This window comes from Rhodococcus sp. G6(2025) (genome assembly GCF_058628105.1).
The window spans coordinates 2,474,242-2,496,245 of record NZ_CP179750.1 but is presented as its reverse complement, the minus strand read 5'-3'; the positions used below and the strand labels follow the sequence as shown (position 1 = coordinate 2,496,245).

The following is a 22,004-nucleotide window of genomic DNA, read 5'->3' as shown; positions in this document are numbered from 1 at the left end:
CCACCCGGCCCTCCACACACGGACCCCGATCCGATCATCCCGGGGCGAGCCGAGCCTCCGCGCGGTTCTCGAGCTGCGCCCGGTAGATCGTCTTCCCGGATCGGCGCACGATGAGATAGGCGAGGCCGACGGCGATCATCCCCGGCACCAGCACACCGACGCTTCCCGTCATCTCCGCGACCATCAGCATCACCGCGAGCGGCGCGCGGGCGATGCTCCCGAAGCAGGCCATCATTCCGACGATGACGAAGGGCGCCGGATTGTCGGGGACGCCCGGGGCGATCGGTTCCAGCAGTCGCCACACCGCGGCGCCGGTGAACGCCCCGATCACCATTCCCGGGCCGAAGATGCCGCCCGATCCCCCCGAGCCGATGGACAGCGACGTCGCGAGGATCTTCGCGAACGGCAGGAGCAGCACCACCCACAACGGGATGGCCGTGAGGTCGCCGCGGGCCATCGACTGCTGGATCCAGCCGTAACCGCTGCCCAGCACCTCCGGCAACACGAGCGCCATCAGCCCGACGAGCAGCCCGCCGACCGCCGGTTTGACGATCCGGCTGCCGGGCAGACGGTGGGTGAGATCGACGGCCGTGTAGAACGTCCCGCTGTACAGCAATCCGATCAGACCGCCGAGCACACCGATGAGCGCGAACCACACCAGCTGGACCGGGTTGTCGAAGACGTAGTCCTGAGCGGCATACCCGAACAGTGGACCGAAACCGAGGAAGCTGCCGAACACGGTGTAGCTGACGATCGACGTGACCAGCGCCGGCACGAGCACCTCGAAATCGAAGTCTTCCTTGTAGGGAATCGTGCAGCACAACACCGCGCCGCCGAGCGGGGCCCCGAAGATCGCGCCGATGCCGGAGCCGATCCCGATCGCCACGGCGATCCGACCGTCCCGTGGGGACAGGTCCAGCCTGCGGGCGAGAAGCGATCCGAAACCCGCCGAGATCTGCGCGGTGGGTCCCTCGCGACCGCCGGACCCGCCGGACCCGATCGTGATCGCGGACGCGACCAGCTTCACGAGGACGACGCGGACGCGGATCATCCGAGGGTCCCGGTGAACGGCGTCGATCGCCGCGTCGGTGCCGTGCCCCTCGGCCTCCGGCGCCAGCGTGAACACGATGATGCCCGACACCAGACCACCCAGGCACACCACGAGCGGGATCGCCCACGGTCTCGTGAACTCCCGGCTGCCGACCGCCCCACCATCGCCCGCCGCAGTGGGCGGGGTGTAGCCCCCGATGCCGACGATCAGCAGTTGCGTCGCCTCCCTCAGCGCGACGTAGAACACGACCGCTCCGAGCCCGGCGACGATCCCGATCACGACGCCGAGAACCAGCCATTTGCGGGTGTAACCCGAAGTCCGGATCCACTTTCCGGCTGACGTCCCGATCGACCGCAGAGCCCTCGACCCGGGCGCCACCCGGATCACTCCAGCTTCCCGAAGACCGTCCGACCCTCCAGGATCGTGGCGAGCACCTCGAGGTCCGCGATGTCGTCGGGATCCACCAGCAGTGGATTGGCCGACAACACGACGAGATCGGCGTGCATACCGGGGACGATCGCCCCGATGGCGTCCTCACTCCGGAGGTGCCACGCCGAGTTGATCGTCTCGGCCCGCAGGGCGTCCGGGACGGAGATCCGTTCCTCGGGAGCGAGCACACGTCCCGACCGGGTGCGGCGGGTGACGGCGTCGGCGATGTTGCGCAGCGGGTTTGTCGGGGTGACCGGGCCGTCGTTGTGGAACGAGATCCGCTGCCCCGCCTTGATCGCGGAACCTGCAGCCGCCCAACGTGCTCCGCGCTCGGGACCGAACAGATCGTCGACGAGGACGTCGCCCCAGTAGTAGAGGTGGTCGACGAAAATGCTGCACGTGACGCCGAGTTCGGTCGCTCGGCGGAACTGGTCCGGGGTCATCGCACCGACGTGCTCGAGCCGGAGCCGGTGATCTTCACGTGGGGAGTCGGCCAGCATCCGCTCCCATGCGTCGAGTACCAGGGTGACCGCGGCGTCGCCGTTGGCGTGACAGGAGATCTGCCAGCCTTTCTCGAAGTACGGCTTGCTGATCTCGAGAATCTCGTCCGTCGTGTAATTGGCCTCACCACGCGTTCCGGCGAGGCCGAGCGACCGGGTGACGTCCGTGTCGAGGTACGGAAAGCTGGTGGCGGCGTTGCCCACCCACGGCGAGCCGTCCGACCAGATCTTGATGCCCACCTGGCGCAGCAGGTCGTTTCCGACTCCGGGTGACACGTCCGTGGCGCGCTCCGGGTTCGACATCTCGTACAGCCGCAGCCGGGTGGTGAGAGCGCCGGACCGCGCGAACGCGGTCAGGGCGCTACGGAAGCGTGGGTCGAACGCCATCTCACTGGCGGTGGTGATCCCTGCCGCGTTCATCCGCGCGCATTCCGCGGCGAGGAGCTCCGGGAGCCGGGTGCTGGCGCCGGCGAGGATCGTGGCGGCCACCGCCATCACCGCGGGCGCCTCGAACGCCGAACCGTCCAGTTCACCCGACTCGTCGCGGCCGAAACTACCGCCCTCGGGGTCCGGCGTGTCCTTGGTCAATCCGGAATCCCGCGCGGCGACGTCGTTGAAGTAGGCCACGTGGCCGGTGTTGTGCAGGATCACCAGGGACGTGTCGGGAGCGATCGAATTGAGCCATTCACGGGTCGGTTCGGGCAGTCCCTTCTGGAGCAGGGGATCCCAGCCGTTGAGGACGGCGCCGTCGGGGTGTTCGTCGACGGCGCGGCGCACGGCGTCGACCACCTCCCCCGCATCGGCGATGGTCACCGGCCTGATGTCCACCACCGGTTCGCCGAGCAACACCGCGGAGTTCAGCGGGTGGCCGTGCGCCTCGATGAAGCCCGGGAGTATGCATGCGCGGTGCAGGTCGACCGTGATCGTTGCCGGTCCGATCAGCGGGAACACCGCGGAATCGTTGCCGACGGCGGCGATCCGCCCGTCGCGCACCGCGACTGCCCGAGCGCGTGGCGCGGCGTCGTTCATGGTGACCACGTCACCGAACAGCACCAGATCGGCAGGTTTTCCGTCGTTCGTGCCCATCAGTGCACCCTCCCGTCAGACCGGGCGTGGGCGAGAGCCCACGCGCCGGCAGCGAGTGTCGACTGTGACTTCAGATTACAACTACACAGCAGGCCGTATGCAGGAATAGTGCGTAACCAAGATCAGTTGCAGACAGGCATGACCGAAACAACGCTACCCGTGGACGGGCTCTTCGAGTCGTTCGCCGTCAAATCCCTCCGGCTACGGAACCGCTTCGCGATGGCACCCATGACCAGGGCTTTCTCCCCCGGCGGCGTTCCCGGGGACGATGTGGCGGCGTACTACCGCCGACGCGCGGCGGGCGGGGTCGGACTCGTCATCACAGAGGGCACGTACATTCCCGACCCGGCCGCCGGATCGCACACCCGGGTGCCGGTCCTCTACGGGCGGGACAGCCTTGCGGGCTGGAAATCGGTGGTGGACGCGGTCCACGACGAGGGCGGGCAGATCATCCCGCAGCTGTGGCATCTGGGCGTCGAACGCGGCCCGCAGCCCCGCATGAATCCGGACGTGATCACCGCCAGCCCGTCCGGACTCGCCCTGGACGGGACCCGCCTGGGACGCGAATTCACCGCGTCCGATCTCGACGCGCTGCGCGAGGCCTGGGTGGCGGCCGCCGTCAACGCGCGCGACGTGGGCTTCGACGGCATCGAACTGCACGGGGCGCACGGCTACCTCCTCGACCAGTTCCTGTGGGATCGGACGAACGTCCGCTCCGACGGCTACGGCGGATCCCTCGAGGCCCGCACCCGATTCCCCGTCGAGGTGGTTGCAGCGATCCGCGAGGCCGTCGGCGAGGACTTCGCGATGGTCTACCGGTTCAGCCAGTGGAAGTCGAACCACTACGACTCGCGGATCGCGCAGTCCCCCGACGAACTCGCGGCCGTGCTCGCACCCCTCGTCGACGCCGGCGTCGACGTGCTGCACCCCTCCACCCGCAGGCACTGGGAACCCGCCTTCCCCGAGCTGGCCGGCGACGACGGGGAACTCGGTCTGGCGGGTTGGACCAAACGGCTGACCGGACTACCCACCATCACGGTCGGTTCGGTGGGTCTCGACGACGTGTTCACGACGGCCTTCACCTCGGACGGCGCGTCGAACACCGCCGGTATCGACCGCCTGCTCGCGCAGTACGAGAACGGCGAGTTCGATCTCGTGGCCGTCGGCCGCGCACTGCTGTCCGATCCCGAGTGGGTGCTCAAACTCCGCGACGGCAGGACCGCCGAGCACATCCCGTACAGCAACGAGCACCGGGCGGTCCTGCACTGACCGGGCCGGTCAGCTGTCCTCGACGGTGATCTTCGCCTGATCGACGTTGACACCTTCGGGCGGGTTGGCCGTTCCGTCGACCGAGATGCGGCCCTTGTCGACGCCCTGCGCTTCGAGCGCGTTGGCGACGGCCTGGGCGCGCTGATCGGCGAGTAGTTCGGCGGCCGCTTCGTCCGAGTTGGTGGCGTACGCCTCGATCTCGATCTTGCTGTCGCCGGCCTTCATCGCGGCGGCCACCGCCTTGATCGTCACGTCCGAGACGGCGTTGAGCTCGGCGGTTCCCGACTCGAATCCGATCGGGACCGCCGCGATGGCCGAGTTGATCGCGTTCTGGGTGGCCTCGCGCGCGGTGTTGACGGCGGACGACGCCGTGGCTTGCACGCTGCTGATCGCGCCCTCCACCCGTTCGGACGCCGACGAGGTCGTCGTGGTCGCGATCGGGGCCTCGTTCGAGTCGTCGGAACAGCCGGCGGCGCCGAGCAGCGCGATGGCCGCGACCGCGATACCGGTGACGATTGTCTTGCGCATGATGGATTCCCCTATACGTCGGTATGTCCGGAAGGCGCTACACGTCGTGGGACGAGGATAGCCCCGCCGACGCTCTTCGACGGCGGTATTCGGGCAGTGTCCCGGCTCCCACATCGTGGGATCCGAGGCGTCGGATGTGAATCCGGACACGGGCCTCTCACCTGGTCGGAACCCGGTAATTCAGCCCGCGTTTCATTTCGGTTAAACCTTCGGATTGCGATCTCATTTCAATAACGGTAGGAATGAATCCGGCGCCCGCTCAGCGCCGACATAAATGCCCACAACCGAGCAAGGAGTTAAAAGCATGGATCTCGCCTTCCTGTCCGAATTCTTCTCCGCCTTCTCCGACCTCGCCGGTGCCCTGGACTTCTTCTCGGGTTCCGCCGATGCATTGGGCGGTGGCGCAGACGCCGCAACCGCGGCCTCGGCCACGATTGGCTAGCATTTCCGCTGGCACAAGACTTGAACACCCGAGACGGGGTTCGCACGCTCCAGGCGCGCGGACCCCGTCACGGCGTTGCGGGCGCCCTTCGATCGACTCAATCACGTATCTATCACGACGAGTAATCCCAGGGTGAACATGTTCATTATCCGCGTCACCAGCATTTTCGCCGGAATTGGTCGGGCGACCAATTGAGCCGAGCGTCGAAGATCAGCTTTTCCGCTTCACGGTTGATTTATTCTCGAAATAATCGACTGCACTGCATATTCTCGGCACTTCCGTAACACGCGCACATCTCAGTGCACATGCGTACACTCAAATTTCGTGACCGATGCGCAGATCAGACGCCGCTCCGAGGTACGGGCCCTCGCCCGGCTGGCCCTCGAGGAAATCGGAGGCGCCGCCACCGGCATCGGCAGCATCCACCGCGCGATCTCGGATCGCGTCTTCGCCGGCGTCCGGCTCGGCGTCGGCTCCCACGCCCTTCCTGCCAAGCTGCTCCACGACGAGATCTCGGGCGCCGTGTACGCACTTGTCGCCGACACCGCGCGTCTCGGCGGCTCCCTCGCAGGTCGGTTCTTCGACCTCCCGTCGTCGGAGAACCTCGCCCCGTCCCAGACACGCCGCGGAGCCCAGGCCATCGCCGCGATCCAGGGGCTGATCGGTGACGTATTGGAAGCCGAGGGATCGCCGCTCGCCGAACCCCTGGCGATACGGGTGAACGGTGTCGCGCTCGCGCCGGACAGATCCGCGCTCGCCGACGCCTTCCCGCACGCCGGCGGCCGCATCGTCGTCTTCCTGCACGGACTCGTCGAGACCGAGGACGCGTGGGCGCTGGGCCGCCGTCCCACCTACGGTGAACGGCTCGGAACCGACCTGGGGTACACAGCGCTGCAGATCCGGTACAACTCCGGCAGGCACATCTCGGACAACGGCAGGAGCCTGTCCGAACTTCTGGACGCGGTCACCGAGAACTGGCCGGTCGAGGTCGAGTCGATCGCACTCGTCGGGCATTCCATGGGAGGCCTCGTGGCCCGCAGCGCCTGCCGGATCGCCTTCCTCGACGACCGGCCGTGGGTGGACCGGGTTCGGCACGTCGTGAGTCTCGGCTCACCCCACCTCGGCGCCCCGTTGGAGCAGGCCGTCCACTATGCGAGTGCCGGCCTGGCCGCACTGCCGGAGACGCGTGCGATCTCCGGGCTCCTGCGCAGAAGGAGCGCCGGCATCCGGGATCTGAACCAGGGTTCACTCGTCGACGAGGACTGGCGCGATCGCGATCCGGACGCACTCCGCGCCGCGGCGTGCAGCGAGGTCCCACTCCTCGACGGCGTGACGTACTACTTCGTCTCCGCGACCATCACGCGCAGCCCGAGGCATCCGCTGGGTCGTCTGCTCGGCGACGGCATGGTGCTCGTGCCGAGCGCGTCCGGCCGGAACAGGACGCGGATGATCGGCTTCCGCGACGAGCACGGCATGCACCTCGCACCCGCGAACCATTTCACGATGCTCAACCACGAGTCGGTGTATGAGAAGCTGCTCGAATGGCTGGGCACGCCGGGGGCCGGCTGACGTCCGGACTCAGGCCATGGTCGTGTGCCACACGATGGCGGCGGCGAGCGCGCCCGCACCGTTCAGTGACCAGTGCAGCGCGATGGGCGCGATCAGACTGCCGCTGCGGCGGCGGAGCCAGGTGAACACGACGCCCGCGGCGGCGGTGGCGACGACCGCCCCCAGGATGCCCAGCACCTGACCGGCAACCCCGCCTCCGAGGAACCCGGACAGCCCCTTGTTACCCGACGTCAGTCCCAGCGACGACGCGATGTGCCAGAGACCGAACATCAGCGATCCGGCCGCGAACACGCCACGTGCGCCGTAGACCCGGCCGAGGGTGCCCTGCAGCACGCCGCGGAACGCGAGCTCCTCGGGGATGACGGTCTGCAACGGGATGACGATCATAGACGCGACGAGCGCACCGGACAGGGTGGCGTACCGGTCGGCCATGAAGAAGGGGCGGGTGATCGGCAGGGCCGCGCCGATCGCCACGACGCCGATCACGAGTCCCATCGCCGCCAGCGCGTACAACGAACCCTTTCGCCAGTGCCGGGGCGAGAGCCCCAGTTCGACCCAGCCGAGTCCGCGGCGGCGGGTGAGCACGAGCAGCACGACAGCGGCGATGGGAACGGTGGCGATGCTCGCCCACGCGGTGGTGAAGTGTGCGATCAGATTCGTGGCCACGAGGACGACCACCACGATCGCGATGTCGAGGTAGGCATGCAGCACGGGCCGCTTCGCGCGTGCACCGGACGTCTCGCCGTCGATAGCTCCGGCGTACTGGACTTCAAGGGTCATTCGGCCGGCCGATCTGGTTCGTGAACACGCATCAAGTCAAGTGTACGGATTCGTCTGTGAAACCTCTGTGAGCCACGCCACTGCGCAGGTCGAAGCATGCCCCCGCGTCACAGGGCCGCCGGAGCCCGCGTCTAGCCTGGATACGAACTTCACACAACCCGCTGTCCAGGAGATAGAATGGCCGACTTCCTCTACGAGGACTTGCTGCCCATCGGTGAGGACCCCACCGAATATCGGCTGCTGACCACCGAGGGGGTGTCGACCGTCGAAGGACCCGACGGCCGCACCTTCCTGTCCGTCGAGCCCGAGGCGCTGCGCCTGCTCACCGAGACCGCACTCCACGACATCTCGCACTACCTGCGCAGCGACCATCTGACGCAGCTCGCGAGCATCCTCGACGACCCCGAGGCATCGGGCAACGACAAGTTCGTGGCACTGGATCTGCTCAAGAACGCCAACATCTCCGCGGCCGGCGTGCTGCCGATGTGCCAGGACACCGGCACCGCGATCGTCATGGGCAAGCGCGGCCAGCACGTCCTCACCCCCGGCGACGACGAGAAGGCCATCGCCCGGGGCGTCTACGATGCCTACACCCGGCTCAACCTGCGGTACTCGCAGAACGCGCCGATCACGATGTGGGACGAGAAGAACACCGGAAGCAACCTCCCCGCCCAGATCGAGCTCTACGCCGACACGGCGACCGGCCACGAGAACGCCTACAAGTTCCTGTACATGGCCAAGGGCGGCGGCAGCGCCAACAAGTCCTACCTGTTCCAGGAGACCAAGGCGATCCTGAACCCGGACGGCATGATGCGGTTCCTCGAGGAGAAGATCCGCGCCCTCGGCACCGCAGCCTGCCCGCCGTACCACCTCGCGATCGTCGTCGGCGGCACGTCCGCGGAGTTCGCGCTCAAGACGGCCAAGTACGCGTCCGCGCACTACCTCGACGAACTCCCCAACGAGGGAGCGATCACGGGCCGCGGCTTCCGCGACCTGGAACTCGAGGAGAAGGTGCTCGAGCTGACCCGTCAGATCGGCATCGGCGCACAGTTCGGCGGCAAGTACTTCTGCCACGACGTCCGCGTCATCCGCCTGCCCCGCCACGGCGCGTCACTGCCCGTCGCTCTCGCCGTGTCCTGCTCGGCGGACCGCCAGGCCAAGGCGAAGATCACCCCCGAGGGCGTCTTCCTCGAGCAGCTCGAATTCAACCCCGGCCGGTTCCTCCCTGAGGTCACCGACGCCCAACTCGACGCCGAGACCGACGGCGTCTCCGGCACCGGCAAGGGCGCCGCCGTGAAGATCGACCTCACCAAGCCGATGCCGGAGATCCTCGCCGAGCTGTCCAAGCACCCGGTGAAGACACGGCTGTCACTGACCGGCCCGCTCGTCGTCGCACGCGACATCGCCCACGCCAAGATCAAGGAACGGCTCGACGCCGGCGAGGACATGCCGCAGTACCTCAAGGACCACCCGGTGTACTACGCCGGTCCGGCCAAGACCCCCGACGGCATGGCGTCCGGTTCCTTCGGACCCACCACCGCCGGTCGCATGGACTCCTACGTGGAGCAGTTCCAGGCCGCGGGCGGCTCGATGGTGATGCTCGCGAAGGGCAACCGCTCCAAGCAAGTCACCGACGCGTGCAAGTCGTACGGCGGCTTCTACCTCGGGTCCATCGGCGGTCCCGCGGCGCGTCTCGCCCTCGACTGCATCAAGAAGGTCGAGATCGTCGAGTACGAAGAACTCGGCATGGAAGCGGTCTGGAAGATCGAGGTCGAGGACTTCCCCGCGTTCATCGTGGTCGACGACAAGGGCGAGGACTTCTTCGCCGGTGTCTCCACCCCCACCCTCACCATCGGCAAGCGTCCCGGCCTGTAGGCGGCTCCGCCGCCCGTGCGCCTTTTTGGTAGCTGGAGCAACCAGAAAGGCGCACGGGCGCTACGCGCCTACGGCGATCTCGATGACCGGATTCTTCGCGGGGTCGAGCCGGCCGAGGAGTGAGGTCAGCGTGTCGCGGTCGATGGCGACGCACCCTTCGGTGGTGGTGCCGTCCGTGACGTGCAGGAACATCGCCGAACCCAGGCCGGGAATGCGGGCGGCGTTGTAGCCGATCGCGACCGCGTAGTCGTACAGCGGTCCAGCCGCGTAGAGGTTCTCGCTGTTCCCACCGGGGCTCGCGTCCTGACGGACGTGCGTGTTGTAGGTCGGCGAGAGCGGATTCGCATCCCACCAGTCACGTCGATCGGACTGGAAGTACGGCATCGCCGTCTCAGGTGCGGGCTGCCGGCCGAATGCCTGCGACAGCGGGAAGACACCGGCAGGCGTGCGGGTGGAGAATTCGTTCGCCGCGCCGATTCCTTCCGCGCCGACGTCGGCGGGGACGGGGCCCGCGAACACCTGCCACGTGCCGTCCGCATTCCGTTCCCAGGCGGTCAGTTCGGCGACCACTGCCCCCGCGGACGTGGCGTAGACGGTGATCACCTGGTCCGATGCGCCGGAGAAGACTGCTCGGTCCGGTGCCGCGGAGGCGCCGGGTACGAGCACCAGCCCGATCAGAGCCACCATCAGTCCCGCCAACCACAGTCGACCCACCCGTAACGTCGTCATGGGGCGAGTGTTCCATCCTCGGGCACTCGTCGCGAGATTTTCCCCCCGCGCTACTACACGCGGCAGAGGATCTCGCTGTGCAGGAGCGCGAACCAGCCGTCGTCCTCCCGCACCCACGAACGCCAGCCCGCAGCGATGAGTTCCAGGTCCGCCCCGCTGGCGAGCCCCAGTTCGAGCGCCCGGTCCGCGTAGTTCGACTGCACCGAGCGATCGGCCCAGGATCCTCCCCACCATTCGCGATCCTCGTCGGAGGAGAAACACCACGTGCTCGCGGTGTTCACGACGTCGCCGAGACCCGCCCCATGTGCCCAGGCCCGCAGGCGTCGACCGGCGTCCGGTTCACCACCGTTCGCCCGAGCGATCTTCTTGTAGAGCGTCAGCCATTCGTCGAGTTCCGGTGTCGCCGGAAACCACGTGAAGGTGCCGTAGTCCGCATCGCGGGCGGCGACGATCCCACCGGGCTTGCACACTCGCTTCATCTCGCGCAGTGCCTGCACCGGGTCACCGACGTGTTGCAGGACCTGATGCGCGTGCACGATGTCGAAGCTGTCGTCGGGAAAGTCGAGGGCATGGACATCCGACACCACGGTCAAGACGTTCGGGACTCCCCGCTTCGCGAACTCGTTCCGGGCGAGGGACAGCGCCTCGTCGTTCATCTCGACGGCGGTGACGACTCCGGGTGCGACGAGTCCGGCGAGGTCGGCGGTGATCGTGCCCGGCCCACACCCGACGTCGAGCAAGGTCATGCCTGCGCGCAGGTGCGGGAGCAGATAACCGGCGGAGTTCTCGGCGGTGCGCCACCGATGGTTCCGCAGCACCGATTCGTCGTGACCGTGGGTGTAGACCGTCTCGTCGCCGTTCATGTCTTCGACGCTAGCAATGTCGACCAGATAATGGGATAGTCCTCTCACCCTTCAAGATATCGTGAATTCCGGTAGCGGCGGGTCGTGAGTGTTACGTTGTTGCACACCAACGCGGCAACCGAGGGACTGCCATGACTTTCAGCCTCGCTCTCACACCGGCGCAGAAAGACCTCGTCGAGCGGACGCACGCCTTCGCGGAGAATGTCATCCGGCCGGTGGCGGCCGAGCACGACCGCGCGCAGGAGTTTCCCTGGGACGTTCTCGAGAAGGCCGCGCAAGAGGGCTTCTACAGTCCGCTGTTCTACCGCGACCTCATCGGCGACCCGACCGGGCTGTCCCTCCCGCTGTTCATGGAGGAGTTGTTCTGGGGTTGCGCCGGAATCGGGCTGGCCGTCGTGATGCCCGCGCTGGCGCTGTCGTCGATCGGGCAGGCCGCCACGCCGGAGCAGATGCTGCGGTGGGCACCGGAATGCTTCGGCGAGCCCGGCAACCTGAAACTCGCCGCACTGTGTATCTCGGAACCCGAGGGCGGCAGCGACGTCCGCAATCTGCGGACCACCGCGACGCGCGACGGCGACGAGTGGGTGATCGAGGGCCACAAGATGTGGATCGGCAATGGGGGCATCGCCGACGTGCACGTCGTGAACGCGACCGTCGATCCGGATCTGGGCCATCGCGGGCAGGCGCTCTTCGTGATCCCCGGAGGAAGCCCGGGTATCGAACTCGTCCGCAAGCTCGACAAGCTGGGCTGCCGCGCGTCGCACACGGCGGAGCTGAAATTCCATCAGGTGCGGGTCCCCTCCGACCATCTGCTCGGCGGCGACGACAAGCTGCAAAACCGCATGCGGAAGGCCCGTGAGGTGCAGGAGGAGGTGGCCACCGGCGCGCCCCGGCGGAAGTCGGCCACCCTCGGCACGTTCGAGCAGACACGCCCCATGGTCGCCGCTCAGGCGCTGGGCATCGCCCGCGCCGCGCTCGAATACGCCACCGAGTACGCGAACCGCCGCGAGGCGTTCGGCGGCCCGATCATCGACAACCAGGGCATCGCGTTTCCGCTGGCCGACCTCGCAACCCAGATCGACGCCGCGCGACTGCTCACGTGGCGGGCGTCGTGGATGGCGGCGGCGGGCGTGGAGTTCCGCCACGGCGAGGGCTCGATGGCGAAACTCGCGGCGTCGGAGGTCGCGGTGAAGACCACGGAACGCGCACTGCAGACGATGGGCGGGTGGGGATACATCAGCGACCACCCCGTCGAGAAGTGGTACCGGGACGCCAAGCTGTACACCATCTTCGAGGGCACCAGCGAGATTCAGCGGATGGTGATCGGGCGCGCACTCGGCGCCGCGGACGGGGCCCCGCCCCTCCACTTCGATCAGCCGACCGAGGGATCCGCCTTCAACCGGCGGTTCGGCAGGGGCACGTCCGTGCGCACGAAGGCGGGCGAGTTCGCGATGTCGATGAAAGACCGGATGCCCGAGTCCGCGCAGCGACTGGCGATGAAAATCCTTGCCCCGCCGAAGAAGTGATACCCGCCCGAGATCAGGTCCAGAGGGCGGCCACCAAGACGGTGACGATGCCGAGCCCACCGGTCACGTGGACCAGGTTCGGGTTCTCCTGCCCCTTCTTCTGCTTGCCCCGGACGATCTCGGCGAGCGCGACCACCACCAGTGAGAGCAAAAGCTTCACGCCGATCTTGACGTGGTTGTAGTCCTTGTCCAGCACTGCCTCCCCGAGCCCGACCAGGATCAGTCCCGTCACGAACTGGAGCCGCGCACCCCACACCATCACCTCGGAGATCCGCGGCGCTCCGAGCACCGCGAAATAACCGCCGACGAGGGCAGCCATGCCGAGCAGGTGGCAGACGAGGAAGAGGTTGTAGACGACGGTCATCTCCGCAGCCTAGCGATCTGCCCGGTCAACCGGAGACGATTCCCGCCTCGATCGCCGCCTCCCGGTACGACGCGGCCAGCGTGGCGACTGTTTCGTGAGCGTTGAGCCCGCTGGGATTGGGCACCAGCCACAACTCCACGCCCTCGAGATCGCGGGGTTGCCTACCCTTCTTCGCGGCACGCTCCCCGAAAGCCGTGCGATAGGCGGTGATTCCGGCGACGGCGACCACCCGGGGAGCGGTGTCGCGGACCACCGCGCGCAGGCGCTCGGCGCCGACGGCCAGTTCCTCACCAGACAACTCGTCCGCCTTCGCCGTGGCCCGCGGGGCCAGGTTGGTGATGCCGACGCCCCGCCCGATCAGGTGATCGCGATCCGCGTCCGACATCCCGGCCGTCGGATCGATCGGACGCTCGATGATTCCGGCGGCCAGCAGGGCCGGATAGAAGCGGTTGCCCGGGCGTGCGAAATGCGCCCCGGTCGCGGCCGTCCACAGTCCCGGGTTGATGCCGACGAACAGCAGACGGCAGCCCGGTCCGATGAGGTCCGGAACCTCGGCGTCGCGGAACGACTCCAACTCCGCACGCGTAAAGCTCACAGCCGGCCCGCTTCCGCTAATCCCGCGACGGTGTCGGCCAGGGTTTCCGCCGAATCGCGGTACTTCACACCCAGTTCGCTCTCGCTCGGCCGGTCGTCGGTGTCCGGCATCCGCGTGTAGTACTCCATCGCGGCCTCCGAGATCGGGGTGTCGATAGGGACGAACCGGTCGACGGCGTCGACCAGCCTGCCCACCAGGCGCAACGCGGCGTCCGGAATCGGGAACACCCCCATCCACTTGCCGGTGATCACGCCCAGCATCTCGGCGATCCCCGCGATCGGAATCCGGGGACCACCGAGCATGTACCGGCGGGCCCCACGTCCCGGCTCGAGGAGGGCGGCGTGCGCGCTCGCCACCTCCCGGACGTCGACCATCGTCCACGCGGCGCCCCGCCCGGGCAGACCCCGCAGGTGGACGGCGGCCTCGACCGCCTGGGCGGCCTCACCGAACTGGGTCCCCGCCGGCGGGCCGACGATCATGCCCGGATAGGTGATCGCGATCGGTGCGCCGTCGGCCTGAAGGTCGCGGGCGTACTGCTCCACACGTGCCTTGCTCCGGCCGTACGCGTCGGGTGGCCCGCACACCGGCAGTTCGGGAGTGAGCAGCCGGGCCCCCGGCTGGAACAGCGCGGCGATACTCGAGACGTAGACGATCGGATCGAGGCCCAGCTCGACCGCGGTTCCCAGCACGTTCTGCGCACCTGCCAGGTTGGTCTGCAGCATCTCCTCCGCCCGTCGCGGGTCGACCGCGACCACGGCCGCGGCGTGGATGACGGCGTCGCAGCCGTCGAGCGCGCGGCGCACGGACTCGGCGTCCGTGATGTCACCGACCACGTGATCGGACGTGTCGAGTCCGAGTGCCGCGGCACTGGTCACGAGGCGAGCAGGATCCCGCACGAGGAAGCGCACCCGGTGACCGGCGTCCACCGCCGCCTTCGCGCTCCACGCCCCGACGAACCCTGTTCCCCCCGTGACCAATACCAGCAAGGTGAACTACACCGTCCTGGCGAGACGGTTGGCGAGCATGGTGGTGAACCGGGCCGGATCCTCGAGTTCGCCGCCTTCGGCCAGCAACGCCATCCCGTAGAGGAGCTCCGCGGTCTCCCCCAGCGCCGGATCCTCGTTGCGTTCGCCGTGCGCCTCCCGTAGCCCGGTGACGAGCGGGTGGGTCGGGTTCAGCTCGAGGATGCGCTTCGTGACGGGGACGGGCTGCCCGGATGCCCGGTACATCCGCTCCAGTGCCGGCGACATACTGAACGCATCGCCGACGATGCAGGCCGGGGACGTGGTCAGCCGCGTCGACAGTCGCACCTCCTTGACCTGCTCGCTCAGGGCGTCGGCCATCCAGGAGAGCAGGCCGGCGAAGTCCTTCTCCTGCTCCTCCCGCTCTGACTCGTGCGCCTTCTTGTCTTCCTCGGTGTCGAGATCGACCTCGCCCTTGGCGATCGACTGGAACGACTTGCCGTCGAATTCCGGCACGGCGCCGACCCACATCTCGTCCACGGGATCGGTGAGCAGCAGCACCTCGAAGCCCTTCGCGCGGAATGCCTCCATGTGCGGTGAGCTCTCGAGCAGTTGCCGGGATTCGCCGGTCGCGTAGAAGATCTGCTCCTGACCGTCCTTCATCCGTGCCACGTAGTCTTCGAGCGAGGTCAGCTCCTCCTCGCTGTGGGTGGACGCGAACGACGAGATTCCCAGCAGCACATCCCGATTGTCGGTGTCCGACATCAGGCCTTCCTTGACCGCGCGGCCGAACTCCGCCCAGAACGTGCGGTAGTCGTCGGGCCGGCCGGCCTTGAGGTCCTTGATCGTGGTGAGGACCTTCTTGGTGAGCCTGCGCCGGATGGCACGAATCTGGCGGTCCTGCTGAAGGATCTCACGAGACACGTTGAGGGACAGGTCCTGAGCGTCGACCACGCCCTTGACGAAGCGGAGGTACTCCGGCATCAGCTGGTCGCAGTCGTCCATGATGAAGACGCGCTTGACGTACAGCTGCACACCCGTCTTCCCGTCCCGCATGAACAGGTCGAACGGGGCGTGGGACGGGATGAACAGCAGTGCCTGGAACTCGAACGTGCCCTCCGCCTTCATCGGGATGACCTCGAGCGGATCGTCCCAGGCGTGGGCGATGTGCTTGTAGAACTCCTTGTACTCGTCCTCGGAGACGTCGTCCTTCGAGCGCGCCCACAGCGCCTTCATCGAGTTGATCGTCTCGGACGTCGTGGTGACCTCGTCCTCGCCGTCACCCTCCGCGGGAACCGTGCGCTCGATGTTCATCCGGATCGGCCACGCGATGAAGTCGGAGTAGCGCTTGACGAGTTCCTTGATCTTCCGTTCCGACGTGTAGTCGTGCAGGTGATCCTCGGCATCCTCGGGCTTGAGGTGCAGGGTGACGGAGCTGCCTTGCGGGGCGTCGTCGACCGCCTCGATCGTGTAGGTGGCCTCGCCGCTCGACTCCCAGCGCGTGGCCTCGCTCTCGCCGGCCTTCCGCGTCAGCAGCGTCACCTTGTCGGCGACCATGAACGTCGAGTAGAAGCCGATGCCGAACTGTCCGATCAGTTCCTCGGAGGCGGCGGCGTCCTTCGCTTCCTTCAACTTGCGGCGCAGGTCTGCGGTGCCGGACTTGGCCAGCGTGCCGATGAGGTCGACGACCTCGTCGTGCGACATGCCGATGCCGTTGTCGCGGACGGTGAGCGTGCGCTGCTCCGCGTCCACCTCGATCTCGATGTGCAGATCCGACGTGTCGACGTGGAGCTCCTTGTTACGGAAGGCTTCGAGCCGCAACTTGTCCAGCGCATCCGACGCGTTGGAGATGAGCTCCCGCAGGAACGAGTCCTTGTTGGAGTACACCGAGTGGATCATGAGGTCCAGGAGCTGGCGGGTCTCCGCCTGGAACTCCAGTTGTTCGATTTTCGTGCTCACTTCGATTCCCTTCGACAGCAGAACCCTCGACACCAGATTCGTCGTCGGAATGATAGCCCGCGGCCGAATACCGGATTCATCGCGGCGAGAGGTCCGGATATAGCTGCGCCAGGGCGGCGAGGACCTCCGGCGCCGACCTGGACCGAGACCGTCAGCCGGCGGCGTCCTCCTTCAGGGTGTGCGCGACCAGCGCGTTGGCGTGGCCGTGACCGAGGCCGTGCTCGGACTTCAGCCAGCTCACCAACTCCATGTGCTTGGTCAGCTCGGACGACCGGATGAGCGTCTGCCATTCACTGATCGGCCGACCGTACTTCTCCTCGATCGACGGGAAATAGGACGCGGGGCCCTTCACTGGTTCAGCCATGCGCGACAGGCTACCGGCACCCGCCGACACATAGTGTCCGACAAGCATCTTCGGATGTAGCGACACTCAGACGGGACGCGCCCAATCGGCGAGCTGCCGCGACACCTCCCGGTACCCCCGCTCCCCGCTCGAGACAGCGATGACCAAGTCGTACGCCGGATCTTCGGGAGCATCCAGGTCGTAACCGTTCAGTCCATAGAACACGTGAACCGCCAGCCAGGACAGCCCCTTGTTCCCGTCGACTAGCGCATGGTTCCTGGTCAGGGACTCGAGCAGAACGGCAGCCTTGTCGTGAATCGACGGGTACGCCTCCTCGCCGAGCAATGACGCCTGCGGACGATGAGCCGCCGAGTCGAGCAGTCCGAGGTCCCGGACGGACGCAACGCCGAGATCCTCAGCCAGCGCGAGCAAGTCCTCGAGAGTCAGGTAGTCGATCGTCACTGAGCGAGGCGGTCCAGCAAAGTGGCATACCGGTCGCGGCCGCGACGGGACAGCGCGCGAACCCGCTCGTCATGGGTGTGTCGGGCAGCAGCCTCCACGATCGCGCGGACGGTCGCCTCTTGTTTGCTGACACCTTGAGCGTCGGCGAGAAGCGTGAGCGCGCGCTCCTGCTCCTCGGTCAGTCGCAATGTCATGGCCATGTACCAATGATACCAAAGTGGTACCAGCTGACGGCACCTCCCGGCGAATCACCACGAGCCGCCGCGAACCGCACGACTCTTTCGCGACGGAAGCCTTCTCGGGTTTGCTCGGGGATCCGTAGGCTGAGCGTATGTATCCGTCACGCGCGAAGAGAATTCCGGCAGGGTGACGTCATGGCGGAGCTGATTCTGGGGCCACTGCTGAGACATGTCGGCACGTGCGACGCGACGGTGTGGGTCGAGACGTCGGAGGCGTGCACCGTCCGGGTCCTCGGCCACGAGGAACGCACGTGGAACGTGTCGGGTCACCACTACGCGCTCGTCGTCGTGGAGGGTCTGGAGCCCGGGTCGAGCACCCCGTACGAGGTGACCCTCGACGGCCGCCCGGTGTGGCCGTTGCCGAGTGCCGTCCCGTCGATGATCCGCACGCTCCGGGAGGACGACGACACGCTGGTTCTCACGTTCGGGTCGTGCCGGTTCGCCACGATGTCCACGACGGAGGGCAACCGGCACCTCGGCGCCGACGCCCTGGACGCGTATGCGGTGCGGATGGCCGAACAGTCGCCGGACCAGTGGCCCGACGCCCTGCTGCTGCTCGGGGATCAGGTGTACGCCGACGAACTCTCCCCCGAGACCGAGGCCCGGGTCGCCGAGATCCACGACGTGAACGAGCCACCGGGGCCGCAGGTGCGCAATTTCGAGGAGTACACCTGGCTCTACGCCGAGTCGTGGACGGACCCTCAGGTGCGCTGGCTGATGTCCACCGTGCCGACGTCGATGATCTTCGACGATCACGACGTCCGGGACGACTGGAACACCTCGGAATCCTGGCGCGCCGAACTCGAGGCCACGTCGTGGTGGGAGGAGCGCATCGTCGGCGCGTTGTCCTCGTACTGGGTGTACCAGCACCTCGGGAACCTGGCGCCGAGCCACCTAGCCGAAAACGAACTGTATCAACGGGTTCGGAAGCACGGTGGCGACGTCGAGCCGATGCTCCGCGAATTCGCGTCTGCCGCCGACGAGGAAGCGGACGGGGCCAAGGGCACGCAATGGTCGTATCGCCGGGACCTCGGGGTCGCGCGGCTGCTCGTCATCGACTCGCGGTGCGGGCGTGTCCTCTCCGGCGGTCGCCGCGAGATGGTGTCCGACCCCGAATTCTCCTGGATCGAACGTCAGACCGAGGGCGACTACGACCACCTGCTCGTCGGGACGTCTCTGCCGTGGTTGCTGCCCCGCGCCCTTCACGACCTGGAGTCCTGGGACGAACGGCTCGCCGCCGGGTCCCGCGGCCCGCGGGTGGCGGCCGTGGCGGAGAAGATCCGGCGGGGGGCGGACCTCGAGCACTGGGCGGCGTTCCGTGACTCGTTCGACCGGTTGACCCGCCTCTTCGCCGAGGTCGGCGCAGGCCGCAAGGCCGGGCCGGCCGGGCGGGCGCCGTCCACCATCTCGGTGCTGTCCGGGGACGTCCACCACGCCTACGTCGCGCAGGCGCACTACGCCGAGAAGCTGCAGTCACTGGTGTATCAGCTGACGTGCTCTCCCCTGCACAACTACGTTCCGGCCGCCATGAAAGTGGCATTCCGGATCTCGTGGCGGCGCGCCACCGAGCGGACCGTGCGTTTCATCCTCGGCCGGGTGTCGCGAGTGCCACCCGTACCCATCCACTGGTCGAAGGTCGCCGGACCGTTCTTCGGCGATCAGGTCGCGACGCTCCACCTGAACGGACGGACCGCCCGCCTCGTGATGGAACAGGCACGCAACGACCGCGACGGCACGCCGCGGTTCAAGACCATGACCGACCTCGAGTTGACGACGGGAAACGACTACTGACGCTGCTCGGCCGTCGCCTTCAGTTGTGCGAGCCCTTTCTCGAAGTCCTTGCCCACCATCTTGTCCATCGGGAAGAGGACGCCCACGATCTTGAAGAAGCGGTTGGTCTTGCCGGTCATCTGCCAGCGGACGGTGGTCCCGGCGCTGTTCGGTTCGAGGAGGAACGTCGTGACGTTGTCCGCCTTGAACGGTTTGAGGAACTTCAGGTCGAGCACGACCTTCGAACCGGGCACCGACTCGGTGATCACCATCGACCCCGCCCCCGCCTTGCGATTGCCCTCCCAGGCGTAGGCGGCGCCGACACCCGAGGCCGGGCCGGAGTACGTGCGCTTCAGGTCGGGATCGACGTTCTCCCACGGCGACCACGACTGCCACTGCCGGAAGTTGTCGAGGAGCGGCTGAACGGCGTCGGGGCTCGCATCGATGACGGTGGAACGCTCGACGAGGAAGTCGTCCGAAGCCATGCCGGTCTCCATTCGGTGTCGGGTGTGGTGGAACGGGGTCGCGCCCACCTGTCCAGGTGGAAGATAACGCCTCACCGGCGGTCGCTCGCGCGGTATCGTCGGGAGCGACCCAACGACAGTGCTGTGGTGGGGGTAGCAGTGACGACCGAGACGGATCTGATCCGCAATATCGCTCTGATGGGACATCAGGGTAACGGGAAGACGACGCTCGCGGAGGCGATGCTCTTCCGCGCCGGTGTCGTCACCCGGCCCGGACGCGTCGAGAGCGGTAACACCGTGCTCGACACCCAACCGGAAGAACACGACCGCACGCAGTCGCTGGCGCTCGGCCTGGCCTCCTTCTCGTGGGGCGACTACCGGATCAACCTGCTCGACCCGCCGGGCTACGCCGATTTCGTCGGCGACGCGATGACCGCGCTCCGGGTCGCGGACGTCGCCGTGTTCGTGATCGACGGCGTCAGCGGCCTGCAGGTGAACGACGAATTGCTGTGGCAGGCGGCCGGTGAGCGTTCCATTCCGCGCATCCTGTTCGTGAACAAGATGGACAAGGAGCGGGCGTCGTTCGACGTCGTCCTGGCCGGGATCCGCGACCATTTCGGGTCCGGGGTCGAGCCGGTCGACCTGCCCGTCGGCGAGGCGTCGGCGTTCACCGGGGTCGCGGATCTCCTCACCGAGCACGTCATCCTCTACGACAGCGGGTCCGCGAACACGAGCGACGAACTGCCCGCCGACATCGCCGACCGCGAGCACGAACAGCACGAGCATCTCGTGGAGGACGTGGTCGAGATCGAGGACGACCTGCTCTCGAAGTATCTCGACGGGGAGGATATCTCCGTGGCCGAACTCGAGCACGCGCTCCGCGCGGGTTTCGCGGCGGGCTCGCTGTGGCCGGTGCTGTGCGGGTCGGCTGTCGATGCGATCGCCGTCGACCGGTTGCTCGACTTCGTGTGCCGGATCGCGCCCGCACCGTCGGAGGTCCCGGGCATCGAGGTTCACGGCGACGGGGTCGCCGAGGTGCGGTGCGATCCGTCCGGCGACCCGCTCGCGTACGTCTTCAAGACGCAAACCGACGAATACGTCGGGCAGGTGGCGTTGGTGAAGATCCTGTCCGGCACCGTGCACGCCGACGACATTCTCGTCAACCAGCGCACCGGCGCGAAGGAGCGCCTGCACAACCTTCTTCGCGTCCTCGGTAGCAAACACACGGCGATCGACACCGCGGAAGCAGGCGACATCGTCGGCGCCATCAAGCTGACCGACGTCTCGACAGGCGACACCCTCGCCCCGATCGGCTCGTCCCTCACCGTTCCTCCGATCGTGCACCGGCGTCCCGTCTACGGGATCGCCGTGGCCGCCGAGAGCGCGGGCGACGAGGACAAACTGGCGACGGCCCTCGCCGAGCTCGTCAGCGACGACCCGACGCTGGAGGTGACCCGCGACAGCGAAACCCACCAGACGGTGGTCCGGGGCGCCGGCGACGTGCACGTGCAGGTCGCGCTGACCCGGCTGAAGCGGCGGTACGGCATCACCCTCCAGACCGAACCTGTCAAGATCGCGTACCGCGAGACGCTGCTCGGCGCCGTGGAGACGGAGGGCCGCCACAAGAAGCAGAGCGGCGGCCACGGCCAGTTCGGGGTGGCGACGGTCCGCTTCGAGCCGCTCCCCCGCAACGAGGGCTACGAGTTCGTCGACGAGACCCGCGGTGGCGTGATACCCAAATCCCTCATCCCCGCGGTCGGCAAGGGGATCGCCGAATCGATGGGACGCGGAGGCCGGCACGGGTTTCCGCTCGTCGACCTGCGGGCCACCGTTCTCGACGGCAAGCATCACTCGGTCGACTCCGACGATTTCAGTTTCCGGATGGCGGGGGCACTCGCCCTCCGTGCGGCCATCGACAAGGTGGGCACCCTCGTCCTCGAACCCGTCGACCACGTCGAAGTCACGGTGCCGTCGGCGCTTCAGGGTGACGTGATGGCGGATCTCGGACGGCGCCGCGGCCAGATCGAGGGCACCGAACCGGCAGGGGACGGCGAGGTCACCGTGATCGCGTCGGTGCCGACGAGCGAGGTCACCGACTATCCGGTCGCCCTGCGCTCGATGACACACGGGCGTGGCCGTCTCGCACTGAGTTTCAAGTGTTACCAGGAGCGGCCCGAACCGCGCTGAGTCGCCGTGGAG

General features: G+C 67.4%; 21 protein-coding genes. 7 read left to right on the top strand and 14 right to left on the bottom strand.

Annotated features, from left to right (window positions below):
* Positions 1–34: 34 nt before the first annotated feature.
* Both ACLIVD_RS11305 and ACLIVD_RS11300 read right to left on the bottom strand, forming a co-directional pair.
* The gene (locus ACLIVD_RS11305) at positions 35–1,438 is read right to left on the bottom strand and encodes a chloride channel protein (protein WP_280781582.1); all 1,404 of its coding nucleotides are present in this window, start codon (positions 1,436–1,438) and stop codon (positions 35–37) included.
* Positions 1,435–3,066: an amidohydrolase gene (locus ACLIVD_RS11300; protein ID WP_317568047.1), complete on the bottom strand. Its 1,632-nt coding sequence runs from the start codon at positions 3,064–3,066 to the stop codon at positions 1,435–1,437. Before ACLIVD_RS11300 ends, ACLIVD_RS11305 begins: the two co-directional genes overlap by 4 nt.
* A gap of 138 nt (positions 3,067–3,204) precedes the next feature.
* Between ACLIVD_RS11300 and ACLIVD_RS11295 the strand changes: the two genes are divergently transcribed.
* A complete protein-coding gene (locus tag ACLIVD_RS11295; protein WP_491932484.1) occupies positions 3,205–4,335 on the top strand; it encodes an NADH:flavin oxidoreductase in 1,131 nt (376 codons plus the stop codon).
* Between the two features lie 9 nt (positions 4,336–4,344).
* Here ACLIVD_RS11295 and ACLIVD_RS11290 read toward each other — a convergent pair whose 3' ends face one another.
* On the bottom strand, positions 4,345–4,863 hold the full coding sequence (locus ACLIVD_RS11290; RefSeq protein WP_280781579.1) for an OmpA family protein: 519 nt from the start codon (positions 4,861–4,863) through the stop codon (positions 4,345–4,347).
* Positions 4,864–5,167: 304 nt separating this feature from the next.
* On the opposite strand from ACLIVD_RS11290, the gene ACLIVD_RS11285 reads away from it, so the two are divergent.
* Both ACLIVD_RS11285 and ACLIVD_RS11280 read left to right on the top strand, forming a co-directional pair.
* On the top strand, positions 5,168–5,305 hold the full coding sequence (locus ACLIVD_RS11285) for a hypothetical protein (protein ID WP_280781578.1): 138 nt from the start codon (positions 5,168–5,170) through the stop codon (positions 5,303–5,305).
* 324 nt (positions 5,306–5,629) lie between these two features.
* Positions 5,630–6,874, top strand: a complete 1,245-nt coding sequence (locus ACLIVD_RS11280) for an esterase/lipase family protein (protein WP_491932483.1) — start codon at positions 5,630–5,632, stop codon at positions 6,872–6,874.
* Positions 6,875–6,883: 9 nt separating this feature from the next.
* On the opposite strand, the gene ACLIVD_RS11275 is transcribed toward ACLIVD_RS11280, so the two are convergent.
* Positions 6,884–7,654: a CPBP family intramembrane glutamic endopeptidase gene (locus ACLIVD_RS11275; protein WP_280781576.1), complete on the bottom strand. Its 771-nt coding sequence runs from the start codon at positions 7,652–7,654 to the stop codon at positions 6,884–6,886.
* 177 nt (positions 7,655–7,831) lie between these two features.
* Here ACLIVD_RS11275 and ACLIVD_RS11270 point away from each other — a divergent pair, with 177 nt between their 5' ends.
* The gene (locus ACLIVD_RS11270) at positions 7,832–9,529 is read left to right on the top strand and encodes a fumarate hydratase (RefSeq protein ID WP_005239073.1); all 1,698 of its coding nucleotides are present in this window, start codon (positions 7,832–7,834) and stop codon (positions 9,527–9,529) included.
* Between the two features lie 60 nt (positions 9,530–9,589).
* Here the strand turns inward: ACLIVD_RS11270 and ACLIVD_RS11265 are convergent, their stop codons facing one another.
* Together ACLIVD_RS11265 and ACLIVD_RS11260 are read right to left on the bottom strand one after the other, a co-directional pair.
* Positions 9,590–10,258, bottom strand: a complete 669-nt coding sequence (locus tag ACLIVD_RS11265) for a L,D-transpeptidase family protein (protein ID WP_283352424.1) — start codon at positions 10,256–10,258, stop codon at positions 9,590–9,592.
* Positions 10,259–10,311: 53 nt separating this feature from the next.
* Entirely contained in the window at positions 10,312–11,121 is an 810-nt protein-coding gene (locus ACLIVD_RS11260) for a class I SAM-dependent methyltransferase (RefSeq protein WP_283352425.1), read from the bottom strand.
* A 131-nt stretch (positions 11,122–11,252) separates the two neighbouring features.
* Between ACLIVD_RS11260 and ACLIVD_RS11255 the strand changes: the two genes are divergently transcribed.
* On the top strand, positions 11,253–12,647 hold the full coding sequence (locus ACLIVD_RS11255) for an acyl-CoA dehydrogenase family protein (RefSeq protein ID WP_280781572.1): 1,395 nt from the start codon (positions 11,253–11,255) through the stop codon (positions 12,645–12,647).
* A 13-nt stretch (positions 12,648–12,660) separates the two neighbouring features.
* Here ACLIVD_RS11255 and ACLIVD_RS11250 read toward each other — a convergent pair whose 3' ends face one another.
* The 7 genes from ACLIVD_RS11250 to ACLIVD_RS11220 all read right to left on the bottom strand — a co-directional run bounded on the left by ACLIVD_RS11250 (position 12,661) and on the right by ACLIVD_RS11220 (position 17,532).
* The gene (locus ACLIVD_RS11250) at positions 12,661–13,011 is read right to left on the bottom strand and encodes a hypothetical protein (protein ID WP_280781571.1); all 351 of its coding nucleotides are present in this window, start codon (positions 13,009–13,011) and stop codon (positions 12,661–12,663) included.
* A gap of 25 nt (positions 13,012–13,036) precedes the next feature.
* Complete coding sequence (locus ACLIVD_RS11245; protein ID WP_280781570.1) at positions 13,037–13,606, bottom strand: mismatch-specific DNA-glycosylase; 570 nt, start codon at positions 13,604–13,606, stop codon at positions 13,037–13,039.
* Complete coding sequence (locus ACLIVD_RS11240) at positions 13,603–14,592, bottom strand: SDR family NAD(P)-dependent oxidoreductase (protein ID WP_491932482.1); 990 nt, start codon at positions 14,590–14,592, stop codon at positions 13,603–13,605. The genes ACLIVD_RS11245 and ACLIVD_RS11240 overlap by 4 nt, the downstream gene beginning before the upstream one ends.
* Positions 14,593–14,598: 6 nt before the next feature.
* The gene (gene htpG / locus ACLIVD_RS11235; protein ID WP_283331331.1) at positions 14,599–16,527 is read right to left on the bottom strand and encodes a molecular chaperone HtpG; all 1,929 of its coding nucleotides are present in this window, start codon (positions 16,525–16,527) and stop codon (positions 14,599–14,601) included.
* Positions 16,528–16,678: 151 nt separating this feature from the next.
* On the bottom strand, positions 16,679–16,891 hold the full coding sequence (locus ACLIVD_RS11230; RefSeq protein WP_087556750.1) for a DUF4287 domain-containing protein: 213 nt from the start codon (positions 16,889–16,891) through the stop codon (positions 16,679–16,681).
* A gap of 66 nt (positions 16,892–16,957) precedes the next feature.
* Positions 16,958–17,332: a type II toxin-antitoxin system death-on-curing family toxin gene (locus ACLIVD_RS11225; protein WP_317568054.1), complete on the bottom strand. Its 375-nt coding sequence runs from the start codon at positions 17,330–17,332 to the stop codon at positions 16,958–16,960.
* On the bottom strand, positions 17,329–17,532 hold the full coding sequence (locus tag ACLIVD_RS11220) for a CopG family transcriptional regulator (RefSeq protein WP_095867225.1): 204 nt from the start codon (positions 17,530–17,532) through the stop codon (positions 17,329–17,331). The genes ACLIVD_RS11225 and ACLIVD_RS11220 overlap by 4 nt, the downstream gene beginning before the upstream one ends.
* A 174-nt stretch (positions 17,533–17,706) precedes the next feature.
* Here ACLIVD_RS11220 and ACLIVD_RS11215 point away from each other — a divergent pair, with 174 nt between their 5' ends.
* Complete coding sequence (locus ACLIVD_RS11215) at positions 17,707–19,362, top strand: alkaline phosphatase D family protein (protein WP_491932481.1); 1,656 nt, start codon at positions 17,707–17,709, stop codon at positions 19,360–19,362.
* Here ACLIVD_RS11215 and ACLIVD_RS11210 read toward each other — a convergent pair.
* Positions 19,356–19,826: an SRPBCC family protein gene (locus ACLIVD_RS11210; protein WP_491932480.1), complete on the bottom strand. Its 471-nt coding sequence runs from the start codon at positions 19,824–19,826 to the stop codon at positions 19,356–19,358. The two genes, ACLIVD_RS11215 and ACLIVD_RS11210, sit on opposite strands and share 7 nt — an antisense overlap.
* 138 nt (positions 19,827–19,964) lie before the next feature.
* On the opposite strand from ACLIVD_RS11210, the gene ACLIVD_RS11205 reads away from it, so the two are divergent.
* Complete coding sequence (locus tag ACLIVD_RS11205; protein ID WP_317568056.1) at positions 19,965–21,992, top strand: elongation factor G; 2,028 nt, start codon at positions 19,965–19,967, stop codon at positions 21,990–21,992.
* Positions 21,993–22,004: the final 12 nt, after the last annotated feature.

Coding starts and splice junctions, on each gene's coding strand:
- ACLIVD_RS11300 (WP_317568047.1), bottom strand. CDS start 3,066: ATGGGCACGAACGACGGAAAACCTGCCGATCTGGTGCTGTTCGGTGAC.
- ACLIVD_RS11295 (WP_491932484.1), top strand. CDS start 3,205: ATGACCGAAACAACGCTACCCGTGGACGGGCTCTTCGAGTCGTTCGCC.
- ACLIVD_RS11290 (WP_280781579.1), bottom strand. CDS start 4,863: ATGCGCAAGACAATCGTCACCGGTATCGCGGTCGCGGCCATCGCGCTG.
- ACLIVD_RS11285 (WP_280781578.1), top strand. CDS start 5,168: ATGGATCTCGCCTTCCTGTCCGAATTCTTCTCCGCCTTCTCCGACCTC.
- ACLIVD_RS11275 (WP_280781576.1), bottom strand. CDS start 7,654: ATGACCCTTGAAGTCCAGTACGCCGGAGCTATCGACGGCGAGACGTCC.
- ACLIVD_RS11270 (WP_005239073.1), top strand. CDS start 7,832: ATGGCCGACTTCCTCTACGAGGACTTGCTGCCCATCGGTGAGGACCCC.
- ACLIVD_RS11265 (WP_283352424.1), bottom strand. CDS start 10,258: ATGACGACGTTACGGGTGGGTCGACTGTGGTTGGCGGGACTGATGGTG.
- ACLIVD_RS11260 (WP_283352425.1), bottom strand. CDS start 11,121: ATGAACGGCGACGAGACGGTCTACACCCACGGTCACGACGAATCGGTG.
- ACLIVD_RS11255 (WP_280781572.1), top strand. CDS start 11,253: ATGACTTTCAGCCTCGCTCTCACACCGGCGCAGAAAGACCTCGTCGAG.
- ACLIVD_RS11250 (WP_280781571.1), bottom strand. CDS start 13,011: ATGACCGTCGTCTACAACCTCTTCCTCGTCTGCCACCTGCTCGGCATG.
- ACLIVD_RS11230 (WP_087556750.1), bottom strand. CDS start 16,891: ATGGCTGAACCAGTGAAGGGCCCCGCGTCCTATTTCCCGTCGATCGAG.
- ACLIVD_RS11220 (WP_095867225.1), bottom strand. CDS start 17,532: ATGGCCATGACATTGCGACTGACCGAGGAGCAGGAGCGCGCGCTCACG.
- ACLIVD_RS11215 (WP_491932481.1), top strand. CDS start 17,707: ATGGCGGAGCTGATTCTGGGGCCACTGCTGAGACATGTCGGCACGTGC.
- ACLIVD_RS11210 (WP_491932480.1), bottom strand. CDS start 19,826: ATGGCTTCGGACGACTTCCTCGTCGAGCGTTCCACCGTCATCGATGCG.